This window comes from Nocardia sp. CY15, from assembly GCF_009829295.1.
Taxonomy (GTDB): Bacteria; Actinomycetota; Actinomycetes; order Mycobacteriales; family Mycobacteriaceae; genus Nocardia; species Nocardia sputi.
In genome coordinates this window covers 92,031-110,627 of sequence record NZ_VUOT01000020.1, presented here as the reverse complement: position 1 = coordinate 110,627, position 18,597 = coordinate 92,031, and the positions used below count along the sequence as shown (strand labels likewise).

Here is an 18,597-nt window from a genome sequence, read left to right as displayed (position 1 = left end):
TAGCAGCTTTGCGTTTCAGTGATCAGGGTGGGCTTGGTTAGATCCGCGCACGGCCGGTGCCGCGACTGTCGCGATAGGAGTGACTGTGACATCCGAACCGAGTGCTACTTCCCAAAGACCTCCCGAAGCCTGGCCCGTCAGCGCGTATCAGCGAGATGTGTTGTCGGTTGCCTACAGGTATGCCCCGGCGCCGGTCACCAGAAACGCCTACTGCGCGTTTCTGGACGAGCCGTTCGATATGGCCAGGTTGCGGGCTGTAGTGCGCAGGACGATGCTCGGTGACGACGCGCTGCGCTTGCGGTTCGAGTTCTCCGAAGGCCGCTTCTGGCAGTGGGTCTGCGACGAACTACCCGAGGTGGAGCTGGTCGATCTGAGCTGGGCGTCGGATCCCGCCGCGGCCCGCAGGGACTGGGTGAACCGGGCCAACGTGACGCCGTCGCCGCCGCGGCAGCCGTTCCGGATCGCCGCGCTGGTCGACGGTCCCGACCATTTCCATCTCTACGTGGCGATGCACCACGCGATGATCGACGGCTGGGGCGTGAACGCGCTGTGGAGCGCCCTGGTGGACGACTACAGCCGCACGGATCTGCCGCTGGAACTGCTCGCCGAACCGGATCCGGTCACCGAGCAGACCGACCGCGGTGTGGCGACCTACCGGAAGATCGCCGCCGAGCACGAGGAGTATCTGTCCTCTCCGCAGTGGGTGGCCGATCGTGACGCGCTGGTCCGCCGTTTCGAGGGAGTGGTCCCCGCTCTGTTCTCCGGCCGGGCGAGTACTCCGAACGTGAACCGGGGACGTCGGCGCGTGGTGGTGGAACCGGCTTTCCTCGACCGGATTCGCGCGACCGGCTTCTCCGTCTTCGCGTTCACGGCTTCGGCGCTGGCCGCTTACCTGACCACCATCCACCGCTCCGAGGAGGTGGTGATCGGGGTCCCGATGCTCAACCGGCACAGCGCGGAGACCTTCCGCACCGCCGGGCACCGGACGAACGTGGTGCCCCTGCGCATCCGGGTGGACCCGGCGCAGCCGCTGTCGGCGGTCGCGTCCGAGGTGGCCGCGCAGATCCGGGAGCTGAAGCGCTACGAGCGTTTCCCGTACGGCGACCTGGCCCGCGCCCTCGGCAGCGATCCGACCGCGCCGCCGCTGTTCGACGTGGCGTACTCCTACATCAAGATGCCGTCGTCGGATCACCTCGACAAGATCCTCGGCACGCTCGACATCGTCAATCCGGGCACCGTGCTCGAGGCGCTGAACATCCTCGGCGTGGAGCACGCGCGCGACGGGTCGCTCAACCTCCAGCTCTACTACGACCGGGACGTCTTCGACGAGAACTTCCCGTTCGGGTCGGTCGTGCGCGGCATCGGCGCGCTGCTGGTGGCGGCGCTGGAACAGCCCGGCCTGCCGATCTCGGCATTGCCGCTGATGCCCGCGCGCGAGCTGGCCGCGATCGCCGCGTTCGAATCCGGTCCGCGCGAACAGTTCCCGTACACCACCCTCGACCGGCTGTTCGCCGACATGGCCGCGTGCCATCCGGATCGGGTGGCGATCGAACCGGTCGTCGGCTCGGGCGAGCAACCGGTGCGCTACGCCGAACTATCCGCTCTGGCAGACGGATTCGCCGCCCGGCTGCGCACGCTGGGCGCGACCGGCAACGAATGCGTCCCGGTCGTGCTGCCCCGCTCGACGGAGATGCTCGTCGCGATCTTCGGCGTACTGCGGGCCGGCTGCGCGTACGTGCCGCTGGATCCGGACTTCCCGTCCGCGCGCATCGAAGCCGTGCTCGCCGACTGCGGGGCTCGCTTCGTGGTGGCCGGGCCGCAGCATCGAGCGGTCTTCGACAAACTAGGCGTCACCAGGATCGGGGTGGCCGACACGGTTCCGGCGCGCGGTGTCGAAAATGTCTCGCACCCCGCCGACCTCAGCTATCTCATCTACACCTCGGGTTCCACGGGCGTGCCCAAGGGCGTGATGATCGAGCACCGGTCGGTGGTGAACCGACTGACCTGGATGCAGCGGCGCTACCCACTGCACGCGTCGGACGTGATCCTGCAGAAGACGCCGGCCACCTTCGACGTGTCGGTGTGGGAACTGTTCTGGTGGGCGATCACCGGCGCCCGGGTGGCGTTGCTGGAACCGGGTGGCGAGCGCGATCCGCGCCGCATCGCCGACGCGATCGCCGTGCACAGCGTGACCGTGCTGCACTTCGTGCCGTCCATGTTGACCGCGTTCGTCGCCGAGCTGACGGCCGACCCATCGACGGTCGCGCGGATCGGCAGCGTGCGGCGGGTGTTCTGCAGCGGTGAGGCGTTACCGCCGGCGCTGGTGCGCCGGTTTCACGCGGTCTTCGCCGCGGCCGGGGTCACAGCGCCGCAACTGGTCAACCTCTACGGCCCGACCGAGGCCACCGTCGACGTCTCCTACTTCGACTGCCCTCCCGACGACCCGCTCGACGTGGTGCCGATCGGCCGTCCCATCGACAACATCGACCTGCTCGTGCTCGACCACATCGGTCGCCGAGTGCCGGTCGGCGTGCCGGGGGAGTTGAACATCGCGGGCGTGGGCGTGGCCCGCGGCTACCGCGGCAGGCCCGAGCTGACCGCGGCGGCGTTCGTCGACGATCGCGCGGTGCCCGGGCGACGCCGGTACCGCACCGGCGATCTGGCGCGCTGGCTACCGGATGGCAATCTCGAGTACCTTGGTCGCTTCGATGACCAGGTGAAGATCCGCGGCAACCGAATCACGCTCGGAGAAGTGCAGAACGCCATGCTCGGCTGCTCCGGGGTGCGCGCGGCGGCGGTGGTGGACGAGGTCTCAGAGGCGCACGGCGTGCAATTGGTCGGCTATTTCGTCGGGAGTGACGTCTCCGGCGAGGAGATCGCCGAGCAGCTCGCGGCCAGGTTGCCCCGCTACATGGTGCCGTCCCGGTTGATCCGGGTGGACCGGATCCCGCTGACTCGCAACGGGAAGCTGGACCGGCGCGCACTCGCCGAGCAACTCGTTCTCGGCCACGGCGCCGGGCAGGTCGTGGGCGGTGCGCCGCGTACCGAGGTGGAGGCCCGGCTCGCGCAGGTCTGGCGCACGGTGCTGGGCGTCGAGTCGATCGGCGTGCACGACAACTTCTTCACCAACGGCGGCGATTCCATCCTCGCGCTGGCCGTGCGCACCGCCGCCGAACGCGCCGGGCTCTACTTCGACGTGGACGCCTTCTACCAGGCGCCGACCATCGCCGAGCTGGCCCGTGTCGTGCGCGACGATCGGCACGCGGGCCGCGCGCGCGTCGTGGCCCCCTTGGAGACGGTGCCGCTGATCGACCGCGCGGCGCTGTACCGGGTCGAGGACGCTTTTCCGGCTACGGCCCTACAGCTGGGCATGCTGTATCACAGCATCGAGCGCGCCGACTCGGTCACCTACAAGGACGCGTTCCGCTACCGGCTCGAAATACCCTGGGACGCCGCGCAGTTCCGGGAGGCCGTGGACCGGCTGGTGCGGCGCCAACCCGCGCTGCGCTCGTCGTTCGAACTGAGCAGGTACTCGATCCCGTTGCAGGTCGTGCACCCCGCGCCGCCCTACGAGCTGGAGATCGTCGACCTCGGTGATATCGGCGAGGCGGACGGCGAAGACTTGATCGAGATATATCTCCACGAGCGCACGCACGCCCCCTACGACTTCTCGGTCGCCGCGCTGTTCGCCATCCGGGTGTTCGTCCGTCCCGGGCCACAGGAGCCGGTCGGCACGGTGGACCTGGTGCTGAGCTTCCACCACGCGATCCTGGACGGCTGGAGTGTCGCCACGTCGGTGCTGGAACTGCTGCTGGACTACCTGAACCACCTCGGCATGACCCAGACCCGGATCGAGGCAACACCGCACCCGGCCACCGTGCTCGCCGAGTACGCGCGGGCCGAGCAGGGCACGGCGCACGACACCGCGGCCCGCGAGTATTGGCGCACCGCCCTCGCCGGGGCCGAACCCACCGCGCTCACCGCGCTCGGGGTGCACCAGCCGGTCGTCGCGGGCGTGCCGCAGGCGCGTGCGCTGGTGCCGCGCAGGCTGGCCGAGCGGGTCTCGGCGTTCGCCTCGCGCCACCAGATTCCGGAGAAGTCGGTCTATCTGGCCGCGCACTGCCTGGCGTTGCGGGCGCTCACCGGGCGCACGGACATCACCACCGGCGTGGTCAGCCACGGTCGCCCGGACCGTGCGGGCGCCGAGCGGGTGGCGGGGCTGTTCCTCAACACGCTGCCGATCCGATTGGACGCCACCGCGTCCACCTGGCGCGCGGCGGTGGAGCAGATCGCGCGACGGGAACGCGAGGCCTATCCGTTCCGCCGTTACCCGCTGCGGTCGATCCTCGCCGACGGCGGGCCGGTCTTCGAGACGGCGTTCAACTTCGTCAACTACCACGTCTTCCAGCCCATGCTCGTCCTCGACGGCGTGCGCCTGCTGGGCTTCGACGCCCGGGAGGAGACCAACTTCCAGCTGCTGGTGACCGCGGCGACCGATCCGCGCGACGGCCGGATGTGGTTGCGGGTCGACGGCGATCACACGCTGACCGCCGAGCAGTGCGAAACCGTCGCGCTCACCCAGTTGCGCATGCTGGCGGGCATCGTCGCCGACCCCGACGCGCCGATCGACCGTGGCGTCGGCCCCGCGACCGCCCGCGACGTGGGCACGCTGGTGGCCGAGGCCGCCGCGCTCGCTCCCGCCCGCGTCGCCCTGGCCGGGGACGACGAGTCGGTCACCTACGACGAGATGATCGAACGCTCCGACCGGCTGGCGCGACGCCTGCTCGGGCACGGGGTGTCGCCGGGCGACCGCGTCGGCATCCTGATGGGCCGGCGTCCGCAGCTGGTGCTGCTCGTGCTCGCACTGACCAGAATCGGCGCCGCGTGTGTTCCGCTGGACGTCAGCTACCCGCGGGCCCGGCTGAACCTGATGATCGACCGCGCCCGCCCGCACCGGGTGATCGCCGACGCCGCCTATCGCGACATCGTCGACGACGCCGCCTTGGTGCTGGACGCCGTCACGCTCTTCGACGACTCCGCACCCGAGGCGGAGGTGGATCTGCCCGATCACATTCCGCCCGACGCGGTGGCCTACGTGCTGTTCACCTCCGGGTCGACCGGCGAACCCAAGGGCGTCGCGATGCCGCACCGCGGCTTGACCTCCCTGGTGGACTGGCAGAGTCGCGCGGCCACCGGCACCGGGCTGCTCAGCACCCTGCAGTTGGCGCCGTTGAGTTTCGACGTGTCGTTCCAGGAGATCTTCACCACCCTCGCGGCGGGGTCCACCCTGCGGGTGAGTTCGGCCGACCTGCGCTCGAATGTCGAGCAACTGCTGAACACGGTGGTGGAGGAGGGCATCGAACGGCTGTTTCTGCCGTACGTGGCCCTGCAGGCGTTCGCCGAGGCCGCCGTGGGCCGGCGGATGTTCCCGACCGAGTTGAAGGTGCTGATCTCCTCCGGGGAACAACTGCGCATCACCGACGAGATCCGCGCTCTGTGCAAGGTGGTCCCCGGCCTGGTGCTGGAGAACCAGTACGGCCCCACCGAATCCCACGTCGCGACCAAATTCACGCTCGAGGGTCCCGCCGACGAGTTCCCCGCGCTGCCGCCCATCGGCCGCGCCGTCGACGGCGACACCGTGGAACTGCTCGACAGCGCGCTGCGCCCGGTGCCCGACGGCGTGATCGGCGAGATCTATCTCGGCGGCCGCACCATCGCCCGCGGCTACGAGGGCAGGCCCGCGCTCACCGCGCAGCGTTTCGTGGCCACGCACGCGGGCGGAATCCGCTACCGCACCGGCGATCTGGGTGTCCGCCTGTTCTCCGGCGATATCGTCTGCCTGGGCCGCAGCGACAGCCAGGTCAAGATCCGCGGATTCCGGGTGGAGCCGGCCGAAGTCGAGTTGTGCATCCTGAGCCTGGTCGAGAAGTTCCCCGGCATCACCGAGGCCGCCGTGGTGGCCCGAGGCTTCGGCGGCATCGATGGTTCGCTGGTCGCGTTCCTGGTCGGCGCGGCCGAGCAGACCGACCTCGCCGCGCTGCGGCACGATTTGCGTTCGGTGCTGCCCGCGCACATGGTGCCGTCGCGGTTCGTCTGGCTCGATGAACTGCCCCGCACGCCCAGCGGCAAGCGTGACGACGCGACGCTGCGCGCCTACGGGGAAGACGTCACTGATTCGGTGGTGGCGCGGCGCGAGCCTGCCGACGAATACGAGCGTTCGGCGGTCGGCCTGCTTGCCGAGTACGCGGGGTTGCGTGCGATCGGCGTGGACGACGACTTCTTCGCGTCGGGTGGCACCTCTATCGGCGCGATGCGCGTGGTGATGGCCCTGTCACGCCGGTGGGGCGTCGAGGTGCCGCTGGACGCGTTCATCGGCGCGCCCACCGCCGCCGGGCTCGCCACGCTGGTGCGGGCGGGTGCGGTCCAGCGCACGTTCGACCCGCTGGTGCCGATCAGCGTCGGCGGCGCCAAGCCGCCGCTGTTCCTGGTGCACCCGATCGGCGGAAACGTGCTGTGCTACCTGGCTCTGGCGCGGCACCTGGATCCGGACCGTCCGGTGTACGGGTTGCAGGCGGCCGGCGCGGACTCCGGTAGCGCGCCGGAGAAATCCATTCCGGCGATGACGGAGTCGTACCTGGAGGCGGTGCGGCGGGTGCATCCGGTCGGTCCCTATCACTTGGCGGGCTGGTCGTTCGGCGGCTATGTCGCCTTGGAGATGGCCCGCAGGCTCCCCGAGCACGAGGTGTCCAGCGTGACGCTGCTGGACACGATGGCGCTGCGCCCCCGCACCCGCACGCCGATCCCGGAAGAGAAACTCATCCGGTGGTTCTTCCTCGAGCTGCTGTGGTATGCGCGTGGAAGCCAGTCCGCCCTGGTCGATTTCGAACCCGACGTGCACAATTCCGAGGAGTTGTTCGCGGCGATGCTCGAGGAGTCGGTGCGGTCGGGCATCCTGCCCGCCGACAGCTCGCCGCAGGCGATCCGGCGGCTCTACGAGGTGTTCTTCGCAAATTACTCGGCGATGCTGGACTACAAGCTCGAACCGTACGAGCGCGACATCACGCTGCTGCGCGCCACCGAGGGCCTGCCGCCGGGCGTCGACCTGGCCCACCAGACCGTCGGCAGCATGTTCGACAGCGCCGACAACGGCTGGAAACAGTACGCGGCGCGCCGGTTCACGGTGATCGACGTGCCGGGCGATCACCTGAACATGATGACCGAGCCGAACATCGGCGAGGTGGGGTTGCGGCTGGACGAAATACTGTCGGCGGCCGACCCGGACCTGGACCGCGAGTGGGACGAATCCATGCTGGACGCCTGAGGCCCGCTCACGACTTCGCCGCGGCCGCCGCGCGCAGCATGGCCGCGGTGAAATCATCGAGGGGGTAGAACAATTCGATGGCCAGTTCCGACAGTGTGACGTCGGCCGGTGCGCCGAAGGTGGCCATGGTGCTGAACATGGACAGTTCACCGGCGGGTGTGCGGATCCGGATCGGCACCTCGAACGGGCTCGGCGGCGCGTCCGCTTGCGCCTGCGCGGCATCCGCCTCGGGTGGATCGGGATAACCGGATACCTCCTCGTACAGCGCCGCCAGCTCCGCGTCGCCGCTCGCTGCGACCTGCCTGGCCAGCCGCTCCAGGAACAGTTCGCGCACCTGGGCGAGGTTGGCCAGCCGGACCGAGAGCCCCTCCGGGTGCAGTACCAGCCGGTACACGTTGGGACGAGGCGCACGCAGGTGCTCGGGGACGCCGTCCATCAGCACGCTCATCGCCGCATTGCCCACCACGACGTTCCACAGCCGATCGATGACCACCGCCGGGTACGGTTCGTGCGCGCTCAGCATGGTGTCCAGCGCGGCCCGCACCGAGATGAGGTGCGCGTCGTCGAGGCTGCTCTCCCGGTAGGCGGGCGCGAAACCGGCGGCCACCAGCAGCGTGTTGCGTTCGCGCAGCGGCACCTCCAGTGTGTCGCACAGCCGCAGGACCATCGCGCGGCTGGGTGCGGCCCGGCCGGTCTCCACGCAGGACAGGTGACGTGCCGAGGTGTCCGCCGCGAGTGCCAGGTCGAGCTGGCTCAACCTGCGCCGTTGCCGCCATTCGCGCAGGAGGGCGCCCACTCTCGACGGTGTCTGAACCGATGCCACCCGTCCAGCTAAGCAGCCGTCGCGCGGTGCGGCCATGACCTGCGAGGTCATTGAGACGCCCACCTCCGGCCGCCAGGGTTGGTGCCGGGAGCCGATCGGCGCCCTCGGATCGACCGACAGGAGTACGACATGACCCCCACGACCCTGGCCGGGCCCGGCCGTAGCGCCGCGTTCCTGCGCTCCGCGCTGCGCGTGGACGGCTGGAGCACCGGGATCTTCGGTGGGGTGCTGCTCGCCGGGGCCGGATCGTTGCGCGGCCCCCTCGGGCTGCCGATCGGCTGGAGCATTCCGTTCGGCGTCGTCATGCTCGGCGGCGCGCTCGCGCTGCTGTCGATCGCCCGGCGCCCGGTGATCCGCGCGCGCCACGCGCGGGCGGTGGTCGCCGTGAACGCCCTGTCCGCGGTCGGGATGATCGGGCTGGCGGGCTCGGGCGTCCTCGCGCTGACCGGTCTGGGCGTCGTCTTCCTGCTCATCGGCGCGGCGACGGTCGCCACCTTCGCCGGCCTGGAATGCGCCGGCCTTCGCGAACTCGGTGAACGGCGGTGACCGTGTACGGCACCGATCCCGCCGAGCCGACGAGGCCGCCCCTGGCCCGGTTGCTCGCCGCGCGAGTCGCGGCCTGGGCGCCCGGTGACGGTGCGGCCTTCGCCGCGACGTTCACGGCTGACGCCTATTTCGTCCCGGTGATCGGCGAATTCGTCCATGGGGCCGCCGAACTCGTCGAGGTGATGCGGGAGGGATTCGACCGCTTCATGAAAGGCACCCGGCTTTCCGAGCCCGAGGTCACCGCGGTCCGCTTCCCGGCGCCGAACGTGGCGGTGATGGTGATCCCGCCACGCGGCGAGTGGATCGCGCGTCCGGGCGATCAACGGGGAAATCCTTTGCGTACGAAGTCGCCTGTCGAGTAGAGAAATGCGAATGGGCCTCCCAACACCCGAGATCAGACTGCTCGTCCCGGATGACTGGGCGGTGTTCCGGCGCATCCGGCTCGAGGCGCTGGCCGACGCACCGCAATTCTTCGGCACCACCTCGGCCGAAGCGCGGGCAAAGACCGAAAGCGACTGGCGGGGTGCGCTGTCGGATCGGGCGCAGTTCCTGGCCGAGGCGGGCGGGGCCGCGGTGGGTACCGTCGCGGGCATGCCCGACCGGGAACGCGGTGGCGTAGACCTGATCTCGATGTGGGTGACGCCCCGGGCTCGGGGCACCGGCGTGTCGGACCGGCTCGTCCGCGCGGTGCTCGACTGGGCGGTCGTGGGCGGTCATGCCGTGGTCCGTTTGGAGTTCGCCGAGCACAATGCCTATGCCGAGCGCCTGTACCTGCGCAACGGCTTCGTCCGCACCGGGGTGAGCGGACCCGTGGCTCCGGGCGATCCCCGATGGGAATTCGAGATGGAATGGCGGCCGCCGAAGCCCGGTTTGCCTGCCGATCCGTAGGGTATCCGGGCCTCGACGGCAGCCGGGACGTCCGTCCTCACCGCGACGCCGAACACAGGAGACAGCGATGAACGACCGCGAACCCACGGACAAGGAGACCAGCGCTCAGCGTGCCACCGATGTCCCGGCCGGCGGGCCGGGCGGTACCGAGCAGCCGTCCAACGGTACGGCGGCCGGTGTGGGCGGCGCGGCCCGGACAAGCCGGAAGCCGCGGCAGGCCGTTCCACCGCGAGCCGCGGACACGCCCACCGAGGCGAGCGGTGACGCTGACGCTGCCGGAGGACGGAAGCTCGAGCCGGGGAGCACGGCGCAGAACGCCGCCGCGCAGGCACGGGGTACCGCTGGTGCGGCGGGGGAGACGGTCACTTCGGCGCAGGTCTCGGCGGACGCGGCCGGTGCCGCAGGAGAACCGGAGCCCGAGACCGTGACTTCGGCGCAAAACTTGGAGAACGCTGTCCTGGAGTCGGCGGGGCAGCCGGAACCGGTGACTTCGGCGCAGGGCCTGGAGGATGCCGCCGTGGAGACCCTCGGTGCCGCTGGTGCGGAAGGGGAGCCGGAGCCGGAGACAGTGACTTCGACGCCGATTTCGGCGGACGCGGCCGCGACGTCGGGCGACACCGGCGGCGCGGTAGGGACACCGGAGCCGGAATACGCCACGCGGCGCTCGGCCGAGGACGGCAGCAGTCAGGCCGCGCCGATAGCGGAGTCCGTCCGCCGGGCCGCCGAGCGCGCCGAACAGATCGAGGCGGACACCGCCGCCGCGGCGGAACGCGGCGCGGCGGGAATCCCAGGACCGGTCAGCCGCCCGGGGCGCACGCTCCTGGAGACGCTTCGCGACAAGCCCATCTTGGCCGCGATACCGGCCTCCACCCTCGCCTTCATCCTCTGGCGCGCGTTCCGTGGCCGCTGACCTGCCTCAAACGCGCCGCCGGTAGACCTGCCGGGAGCCGCCCTCCGGCCCGGGAGCCGCGTCCTCCGCGGGATGGAAGCCCATGCGCGCGTAGAACGCTCGCGCACCGCTGGAGACCGCGCCGGGATGATCGGGCCCGAAAGTGACCGCTTCCAGGGTGCCCGGCGCGAGCACGTACCGGCGGATCGCGTCCGTGGTCAACGCCCGGCCGATGCCGTGCCCACGGGCCTGTTCGGCGACCACCAGCCAGTGCACCCGGTAGACCGGCGGGTGCGATCCGAACATGAGTCCGCCGAGCACCTCCGCCCCGGCGGACCGGGCGACCAGCGCCGTGCCGCGCCGGACGTGCCGCAGCACCGTGGCACGGAACCCGGCGTCGTCGACCATCGCGCCGAACCAGTGCTCGACCTGCCCCGCCAGTTCGAGTATTGCGGCGAGGTCGTCCTCTCGCGCAAGCCTGACAATCATCCGGGCCATCGTGACAGCATCGGCCGACTCCGTCGACTCGAGCCGCTTCACCTGCCCGGCACACCAGTACGTTCTCGAATTCGCGGCCGGCTGTCGGCCGGGCCGCGAACGCCTCATGGCCGCAGCACCGACACCAAGAACTCGGTCTGGTCGTACACGGTCTTCTCGAAGACCTCATCGAAGTAGATATCGAAATGGCCGGCGGGATAACGCTTGACCACGGCGTGCTTGGTGCGTTCGGCGGCGCGCAGCGCCGATTTCACCGGAGCCACGGAATCGTCGTCGCACAGTGCGTACAGCACCGGCATCTTGAGCGCCTTCGCGCGTCGCCCAGGCGCGTCGAACAATGCGGAGAATGCCACACGTGCCGCCACTTTGGGCTCGTAGGTCTCGCTCTCGTCGGTCAGCCTACGGAAGCCGTCCGGCACGTCCGGCGCGCTCATCAGCGCCGCGGCACGCTTGCGTCCGGCGAGCCGGATGCGGACCGGCCTGCGCAGGATCGGGCTGAGCAGCAGGTCGGCGGCCGCGATGGTGGCCACCTTGATCAGGCTGATCGGTCCCTTGGCCAACGCCGAGGACAGGCCGCTGGTGAACGGGACCTGCGCGACCACGGCCGCGAGGTAGGCATCGTCCGGCGCGACCGACAGCACGTGCCCGCCGCCGAACGAGGTGCCCCACAACGCGATCCGGGTCGCGTCGATGCCACGCAGTGTGCGCGCGTACGCGATGGCGGCATGCCAGTCGGCGCGCTGGCGCGCGATGCTCAGCAATTGGCGGGGCGTGCCCTGGCTGGCGCCGAAATGCCGATAGTCGAATACCAGGACCGCCATTCCCGCGGCCGCGAAACGCCGCGCGTAGCGATCCAGTCCCATTTCCCGATTGGCCCCCAGGCCGTGTCCCATCACCACTAGCGGGCGGGGCTTGGGTGCGCCGTCCGGGCGATAGAGCCACGCCGCGCACTGCTCGCTTCCGGATGGGAAGCCGACCTCGACACGTTCCATGGCCACCAACCGTACCCAGTATCCTGTTCTCGCGGACGAGTTGGTCGGGCGGCCGCGGCGCTGGGAACGGGCACGGTTGTGCCGCCGCCCGGTGCCGAGGAAAGTCCGGACTCCACAGAGCAGGGCGGTTGCTAACGGCAACCCGGGGTGACCCGCGGGAAAGTGCCACAGAAAACAGACCGCCCACGGCCTCGCGGCCGTGCGGTGAGGGTGAAACGGTGCGGTAAGAGCGCACCAGCGCCCCGGGTGACCGGGGCGGCTAGGTAAACCCCGCCCGGAGCAAGGTCGAAGGTCGCACCGCTCGCGGTGCGGCTGCGCAGGTGTTCGAGGGCTGCTCGCCCGAGCCTGCGGGTGGACCGCTCGAGGCACCCGGCGACGGAGTGCCCAGATGGATGGCCGCCCCCCGGCCACACGGCCGGGGACAGGATCCGGCTTACAGACCGACTCGTCCGCCCGCCCGGCCTGCTTCGCACACCGGCCCGATCCCTGGCGAGGAATCGAGCGGGTGTGCGAAGCACGCCCTCTTCAGGAGCGGGTCAGCACACGAGTTTGGCCATTTGGTAAATAGCCTTCGCCTCCTCGGAGCTGGGCTGGGTGGCGCCGCCCGCCCGCTTGGTGATGTTGCCGACGACGTCGTCCTCGGATTTGCCTGCCCCGAGGTCCGCGCACGTCTCGGACAGGATCGTCGCGATCTTCGCGTCGTCCTTGCCGTCGGCCAGCTTCGGGAACGCGCCGCGGAAGCTGACGACGAAAGCGCCCGCCTTCACGTTGTCGACCTGGGTCGCGGCCTGCGCCGCCGCCGTCGTGGTGGAGGAGGTGGCACTGCTGGTCTTGTCGTCGCCGCAACCGGTGAGGAGCAGGGCGAGGAGGGTGGCGCTGGCCGCGATCGCGGCGGTAGTTCTGGTCACGCAGCGGGATGCTAGCGGCCGACAACCACCGCCGCCTCCCGTCAGGTGAACGGGAGGCGACGAGTAGTGAAGAAAGAATCGCGCGGTCAGACCGGGTTGATGACGAAAACCTGAGCCCAGTAGGCGGCCTGCTCGGGGCCGAGCAGAGGCAACAGGTAGTCGAACAAAATCGATGACATAGGTAGGGGGCTCCCAATTGTCGACGTGCGGGACATTTCCGAATGCGCGGGCGAACGCGACGCCCGTCACGGCGGGCCACGTTAGCAGCGCGGGCGTGCTCGTGCCGTCGGGCGAGAATTCCGTGTGCCCGATTCGTACGGAACTGGCCCTGATCGTGATCGACGTCATAAAGTAGTCGCCGTTGGTAAAGCCCGGTGCGGGGCAGCATCGGGCGATTCATACTTCGATCGCGGGAAAGCAGGTCTCGAGACATATGCGAGTAGTTCGCTCCATGGTCGCCGGCGCATTGGTCGCAGGCGCCGCTTCGGTTTTCGCGGTGCTGGGTGCGGGTTCCGCCGGCGCTGTCGCGGTGACTCCGCTGCAGGGCGGGGTCCAGGTCGACCTCAGTCCCGCCGACACGGTATTCGTGCACCAGAACAATGTGGGCCTGGCCATCGCCGGGCTGCCCCATCCGTCCGCCGCCTCGTTCGGTCAGGCGCTGGACGCCGCGGCCGAGGTGTCGTCCTCGGTGCCGGGTGGCCGGGTCACCTTCACCGTCTACGGTCCGTTCGACCAGTTGAACGGCACCATGCTGGCGCTCCAGTAGTACCGGCGCCTCAGCGTGGAACTCCACCAGCGGATCGTCTCGGCGCCCGTCGATTTCGGTGCCATACGGTCGGAGTTCGGTCTGGCCTCGGCGTATCCCGCCGAGGCCAGTGCGGAGGCCCGCGACGCGGTGGACGCGTTCGCGGGCGACCGCGTCGATCGCACGGACATCCCGTTCGTGACGATCGACCCGCCCGGGGCCATGGACCTGGATCAAGCCCTGCATATCGAACGCACCCCCGGCGGCTTCACCGTGCACTACGCGATCGCCGACGTGGGCGCCGTGATCGCCCCCGACGGCGCGCTGGCCGAAGAGTCCGGCGCCAGGGGCCAGACCTTCTATCTTCCCGACGGCACCGTGCCGCTGCACCCGCCCGCCCTGTCGGAGGGGTCGGCGAGCCTGCTTCCCGAGCGGACGCGTCCGGCCGCGCTGTGGACCATCGAACTCGACGAGCAAGCCGAACCGGTGCACTACTCGGTGATCCGTGCTCTGGTGCGCTCGCGGGCCCGGCTCGACTACGTCCAGGTGCAGGCCGACGCGGAGGCCGGTCGGCTGCATCCCTCGATCGCGGCCCTGCCGGAATTCGGCGCGCGGCGCATCCAGGCGGGGGTGGCGCGCGGCGCGATCGGGTTGCGGTTGCCCGCGCAGACCGTCGTCAAGGACGAGCGCGCCCACGGGCACTGGCGGCTGGTGGTGGAACCGCGTACCGCCGCCGACGACTGGAACGAGCAGGTCTCGCTGCTGACCGGCATGTGCGCGGCGCGGATCATGCTGGACTCTGACGCGCCCGCCCAGGAGCGGGTCGCGCTGCTGCGCACCATGCCGCCCCCATCCGGATCCGCGATCGATTCGATGCGCCGGACCGCGCAGGCGCTGGGCGTGGCCTGGCCCGCGGGCGAAGCGGTCGGGCGGATGCTGGCCCGGCTGGACACCCGCACACCAGCGGCGCTGGTGCTGATGTCCGAGGCGACAACCCTGCTGCGCGGCGCCTCCTACACCATCGTCGACGGCGTCGCGGCAGAGCCGCCCGCGCCGGACGCGCTGCGGCACAGTGCGATCGGCGCTCCGTACGCGCACGTCACCGCACCGCTGCGGCGGCTGTCGGACCGGTTCGCGACCGAGATCTGCCTGGCTCGATGCGCGGGCGCCGAGGTGCCGCGCTGGGTGCGGGAAGGGCTGGCGAGCGCGGCCGACGCCATGCGGCGCAGCGACGGCGTCGCGAGCAAGATCGAGCGCGCCTGCATCGACCTGACCGAGTCGACCCTGCTGGCGCGGCGCATCGGCGCGCAGTTCGACGCCGTGGTGCTGCGCGAGGCCAACGGCAACCGGCCTGCCGTGGTCTTCATCGCCAACCCGCCGGTGCTCGGGCCGTGCGTGGGCGAACCACCGGAAGGGGAGACGGTGCGGGTGCGGTTGGTGTCGGCAGACCCCAGGGAGCGGAAAGTAGCCTTCGCATACCCCGCGTGAACGGCAGCGGGACCTATCCGAACAGCGCCGCCGCCGTGGCCGGATAGCGGCTCAGCTCACGACCGGCCGCCACGTCCTCCGCGGCCGCGAGAATCTCGTAGAGCCCGGCGTCCTCACCCGACGCGGCGGCCTCGGCTGCCCGGTGGAGGATCGCCTCGTGCGACTCCACCGCGTCCCGGTGATCGCCGAGCACGGTCTGAAGCTTCTTCGCGTGGCGGCCGCGCTCGGCGGCATCGTCGCCGAGCACCTGTTCCGCGGCCTCGCACGAATACCGTAAACGCTTGGCACTCTTGCGGATCTCGTGCAGTACCTCGACCCGTTCGTGCGGGTCGACGGTAGGCTCGGCGCGGACGAGGGACTGCAGCCGGTCGAGATCGCGCCGCAGCACTTCCTCGAAGACGTCCGTGGCGGATGTCTCGGCGCGGGAGTGACGCAGCGGCGGATCGGTGCGCCACCCGGACAGCTCTTCGCGCAACTCGCGGTAGCGCGCGCCGTCCAGAGCGGCCAAGACCTCGTCGTGCGCCGCGCGGTAGCGTTCCCGCTCGGCGTCCACCAAGCGCGCGGTGACGGCGTCGATGTCGGCTCGGCGGGCCCGCTCGGCGTGCTCGGCCAGCAGTGCGGCGAATCGATCGGCGCGCACCTCGGCGTCCCGCGCCTCGCCGAGCAATCCGGCCAGCCACTTCAGTTCCGCTCCCATCGTGGCGGCCGGTTTCTTGACGAGCAACTTGCCGTAGGACTGCAGCACGCTGCGCAGCCGCCGGGTGGCCACCCGCATCTGATGGACCGAATCCGGTGCGTCCGCGCGGACTTCCGGCTCGGCGGCCAGCAGGCGGTCGACGTCGTCGCGCAAAGCGCCGATGAGTGCTTCCCCAGCCATGGTCACCATGCTCACCGCGCTTTCGCGAATCGGTCGGTCGCTTCCACCAAGTGATGGGTGATGCCGGGCTCGCTCGCCGCGTGGCCCGCGTCGTCGACGATGTGCAGGACCGAACCGGGCCAGGCGCGATGCAATTCCCATGCGCTGACCGCCGGGCAGACGATGTCGTGGCGGCCCTGCACGATCACGGCGGGGAGGTGCGCGATGGTCCCGATGTCGCGCAGCAGCTGTCCCTCGTCGAGGAATCCCGCGTGGCGGAAGTAATGGTTCTCTATTCTGGCGAAGGCCAGCGCGAAGCGGGGCTCGGCCGCTTCGGCCACCCGATCCGCTCGCGGCAGCAGCGAACTCGTCGCGCTCTCCCACGTGGACCAGGCGATCGCGGCCGTGCGGGCGAGGTGTTCGTCGGGCGAATGCAGCAGGCGGTGATAGACCTCGACCAGGTCCTGGTCGCGTTCGTCCTCGGGCACCGGTGCGAGGAACTTTTCCCACTCGTCCGGATAGACGTAACCTGCGGCGCCGTTGTAATACCAGTCGATTTCCTTGCGGCGCAACAGGAAGATGCCACGCAGCACCAATTCGGTCACCCGTTCGGGGTGGCGCTGCGCGTAGGCCAGCGCGAGCGTGGAACCCCAGGAGCCGCCGAACACCTGCCAGCGTTCGATACCCAGGTGCTCGCGCAACGTCTCGATGTCGGAGATCAGGCGCCAGGTGGTGTTGTGCTCCAGACTCGCCCCGTCGGCCAGGTGCGGGGTGGAGCGGCCGCAACCACGCTGGTCCAACAGCACGATCCGGTAGGCGGCCGGATCGAAGAACTCCCGATGGAACGGCGCGGTGGCGCCGCCGGGTCCGCCGTGCAGGAACACCACCGGCTTGCCGTCCGGATTCCCGCTGACTTCCCAATACACCGACTGGCCGTCGCCGACCGCCAGCATGCCGGAGACATAAGGCTCGATCGCGGGGTAACGGGTGCGCATAGGGCGGCCCGGCTCAGAAAGCCAGACCGGAGGCCAGATCCGGGATGCCGAGCGCCTCCACGGCCTGCTGACGCACGTCCGGGCAGCTCTTGGTGGTGGCGCGGTCGACGATCGGCTTGTCCGACAGCACCGCGGCGTTGATGCCGCCGTTGCGCAGCGCCCACTCGTGCACCAGCGCGTTCAGCCCGATCTTGCCCAGGGTGCCGCCCTGGATACGCCAGTTGGTCAGTTCCGGCCGCATCATGTCGCACAGCTGGGCCGCGGCCGCGTCGGAGATCTCCGGGCTCGCCGGCGTGCCGCTGCCGGAGGTCGTGCCCGGCGCGGCGGTGGCCGAGGCCGTGGTCGAACTCGAGCTGCCGGTGGGGGCCGGGCCCGACTCGCTGCCGCAAGCGGTCAACGCCGCGGCGGCGAGAACGCCTGCCACCAGCAGGGTGCTGCGTGAAATCCAACGGCTGTACGGCATCGGTACCTCTGGTCGTGTCGGCATTGTCGGCATCGAGTCTGCCATTGATTTCGCCCACCGGCCCGAACCGGCCGTTTCCGCTGGGAAGAGCCGCTGAGATACCGATCGGCCGAGCGGCGCGACGAGCGCGCGCCGCCCAGCCGGTCGTCTTCCTGGAACTGGGGTCAGAAGCTGTGTTCCGGGCCCGGGAAGGTGCCCCGGCGCACTTCGTCGGCATAAGCCGCGGCGGCGGCGCGCAATTCGTCACCGACGTTGCCGAAGCGCTTGACGAACTTCGCGGTCTTGCCGCTGGTGTAGCCCGCCATGTCCTGCCAGACCAGCACCTGCGCGTCGGTGTCCGCGCCTGCGCCGATGCCGACGGTCGGAATGGTCAGCTTGCGGGTGACCTGACCGGCCAGCTCGGCGGGCACCATCTCCATGACCACGGCGAACGCGCCCGCCTCCTGAACCGCGATGGCGTCGGCGATCAGCTGCTCGGCGCCGTCGCCGCGGCCTTGCACCCGGAATCCGCCGAGGGTGTTCACGCTCTGCGGAGTGAAGCCGATGTGCGCCATGACCGGGATGCCCGCCGCGGTGATCACCGCGATCTGCTCGGCGACCCGCTCGCCGCCCTCCAGCTTGACCGCGTGCGCACCGCCCTCCTTCATGAACCGGGTGGCGGTGGCCAGCGCCTGCTGCGGGGAGGACTCGTAGGTGCCGAATGGCAGGTCGGCAACGACCAGCGCGTGCGGCGCGCCGCGCACCACGCCGCGCACCAGCGGGATGAGCTCGTCCACCGTGATGGGCACGGTGGTGTCGTAGCCGTACACCACGTTGGCCGCGGAGTCGCCGACCAGCAGCACGGGAATGCCTGCCTGTTCGAACAGCCGCGCCGAGGAGTAGTCGTAGGCGGTCAGCATCGCCCAGCGCTCGCCGTCGGCCTTCATCTGCCGCAGGTGGTGCACCCGGGTCTTGCGGACGACCTTCTCGGGCTCGGCGGGCGCCGCACCGTAGGCAGGGGTTTCCGAATCGGATACGGACATCATCGTCCCTTTCGTCTGTGTCGCCTCGGGGCCCGTCCGGGTCCCCGGGATTGTCTGACGAATTTCAGTGTGCCACCCGCCACCCGGGCGGATTAAGGCCGATGACCGGTGCAATTGGTCACAGCGCCGACTGGGTCGCCCGGCGCGGCGCCCACGTCTGCCC

The 18,597-nt window shown here is 70.2% G+C and carries 15 protein-coding genes and 1 other RNA gene; 8 read left to right on the top strand and 8 right to left on the bottom strand.

Going from position 1 to position 18,597, the window contains the following annotated elements; genetic code table 11:
- The first annotated feature begins 157 nt into the window (after positions 1 to 157).
- Entirely contained in the window at positions 158 to 7,321 is a 7,164-nt protein-coding gene (locus GVY39_RS21360) for a non-ribosomal peptide synthetase (RefSeq protein ID WP_236565578.1), read from the top strand.
- Between the two features lie 7 nt (positions 7,322 to 7,328).
- Here the strand turns inward: GVY39_RS21360 and GVY39_RS21355 are convergent, their stop codons facing one another.
- On the bottom strand, positions 7,329 to 8,117 hold the full coding sequence (locus GVY39_RS21355; RefSeq protein WP_240679469.1) for a helix-turn-helix domain-containing protein: 789 nt from the start codon (positions 8,115 to 8,117) through the stop codon (positions 7,329 to 7,331).
- A 156-nt stretch (positions 8,118 to 8,273) separates the two neighbouring features.
- Here GVY39_RS21355 and GVY39_RS21350 point away from each other — a divergent pair, with 156 nt between their 5' ends.
- The 4 genes from GVY39_RS21350 (at position 8,274) to GVY39_RS21335 (ending at position 10,488) form a co-directional block, all read left to right on the top strand.
- Positions 8,274 to 8,690: a hypothetical protein gene (locus GVY39_RS21350; protein ID WP_159927275.1), complete on the top strand. Its 417-nt coding sequence runs from the start codon at positions 8,274 to 8,276 to the stop codon at positions 8,688 to 8,690.
- The gene (locus tag GVY39_RS21345; protein WP_236565577.1) at positions 8,687 to 9,052 is read left to right on the top strand and encodes an SgcJ/EcaC family oxidoreductase; all 366 of its coding nucleotides are present in this window, start codon (positions 8,687 to 8,689) and stop codon (positions 9,050 to 9,052) included. Before GVY39_RS21350 ends, GVY39_RS21345 begins: the two co-directional genes overlap by 4 nt.
- Before the next feature lie 10 nt (positions 9,053 to 9,062).
- Positions 9,063 to 9,578, top strand: a complete 516-nt coding sequence (locus GVY39_RS21340; protein ID WP_159927273.1) for a GNAT family N-acetyltransferase — start codon at positions 9,063 to 9,065, stop codon at positions 9,576 to 9,578.
- Between the two features lie 67 nt (positions 9,579 to 9,645).
- On the top strand, positions 9,646 to 10,488 hold the full coding sequence (locus GVY39_RS21335) for a hypothetical protein (RefSeq protein WP_159927271.1): 843 nt from the start codon (positions 9,646 to 9,648) through the stop codon (positions 10,486 to 10,488).
- Between the two features lie 6 nt (positions 10,489 to 10,494).
- Here the strand turns inward: GVY39_RS21335 and GVY39_RS21330 are convergent, their stop codons facing one another.
- A complete protein-coding gene (locus GVY39_RS21330) occupies positions 10,495 to 10,956 on the bottom strand; it encodes a GNAT family N-acetyltransferase (protein WP_159927269.1) in 462 nt (153 codons plus the stop codon).
- 113 nt (positions 10,957 to 11,069) lie between these two features.
- Entirely contained in the window at positions 11,070 to 11,957 is an 888-nt protein-coding gene (locus tag GVY39_RS21325; protein ID WP_159927267.1) for an alpha/beta hydrolase, read from the bottom strand.
- A gap of 36 nt (positions 11,958 to 11,993) precedes the next feature.
- Here GVY39_RS21325 and rnpB point away from each other — a divergent pair.
- An RNA gene (rnpB, locus tag GVY39_RS21320) (RNase P RNA component class A) lies at positions 11,994 to 12,409 on the top strand.
- 84 nt (positions 12,410 to 12,493) lie between these two features.
- Here rnpB and GVY39_RS21315 read toward each other — a convergent pair.
- Positions 12,494 to 12,865: a hypothetical protein gene (locus GVY39_RS21315; RefSeq protein ID WP_159927265.1), complete on the bottom strand. Its 372-nt coding sequence runs from the start codon at positions 12,863 to 12,865 to the stop codon at positions 12,494 to 12,496.
- Positions 12,866 to 13,298: 433 nt separating this feature from the next.
- Here GVY39_RS21315 and GVY39_RS21310 point away from each other — a divergent pair, with 433 nt between their 5' ends.
- Positions 13,299 to 13,631 (top strand): hypothetical protein, encoded by a 333-nt coding sequence (locus tag GVY39_RS21310; protein WP_159927263.1) that lies wholly within the window; start codon positions 13,299 to 13,301, stop codon positions 13,629 to 13,631.
- Between the two features lie 15 nt (positions 13,632 to 13,646).
- The gene (locus GVY39_RS21305; RefSeq protein WP_159927261.1) at positions 13,647 to 15,098 is read left to right on the top strand and encodes an RNB domain-containing ribonuclease; all 1,452 of its coding nucleotides are present in this window, start codon (positions 13,647 to 13,649) and stop codon (positions 15,096 to 15,098) included.
- A 13-nt stretch (positions 15,099 to 15,111) separates the two neighbouring features.
- Here the strand turns inward: GVY39_RS21305 and GVY39_RS21300 are convergent, their stop codons facing one another.
- From GVY39_RS21300 to panB, 4 genes are all read right to left on the bottom strand, one after another.
- Positions 15,112 to 15,975: a CHAD domain-containing protein gene (locus tag GVY39_RS21300; protein ID WP_236565576.1), complete on the bottom strand. Its 864-nt coding sequence runs from the start codon at positions 15,973 to 15,975 to the stop codon at positions 15,112 to 15,114.
- Between the two features lie 11 nt (positions 15,976 to 15,986).
- Positions 15,987 to 16,949, bottom strand: a complete 963-nt coding sequence (gene pip, locus GVY39_RS21295; RefSeq protein WP_159927259.1) for a prolyl aminopeptidase — start codon at positions 16,947 to 16,949, stop codon at positions 15,987 to 15,989.
- 13 nt (positions 16,950 to 16,962) lie between these two features.
- A complete protein-coding gene (locus GVY39_RS21290; RefSeq protein ID WP_159927257.1) occupies positions 16,963 to 17,412 on the bottom strand; it encodes a hypothetical protein in 450 nt (149 codons plus the stop codon).
- A gap of 164 nt (positions 17,413 to 17,576) precedes the next feature.
- On the bottom strand, positions 17,577 to 18,434 hold the full coding sequence (gene panB, locus GVY39_RS21285) for a 3-methyl-2-oxobutanoate hydroxymethyltransferase (protein ID WP_159927388.1): 858 nt from the start codon (positions 18,432 to 18,434) through the stop codon (positions 17,577 to 17,579).
- Positions 18,435 to 18,597 lie beyond the last annotated feature (163 nt).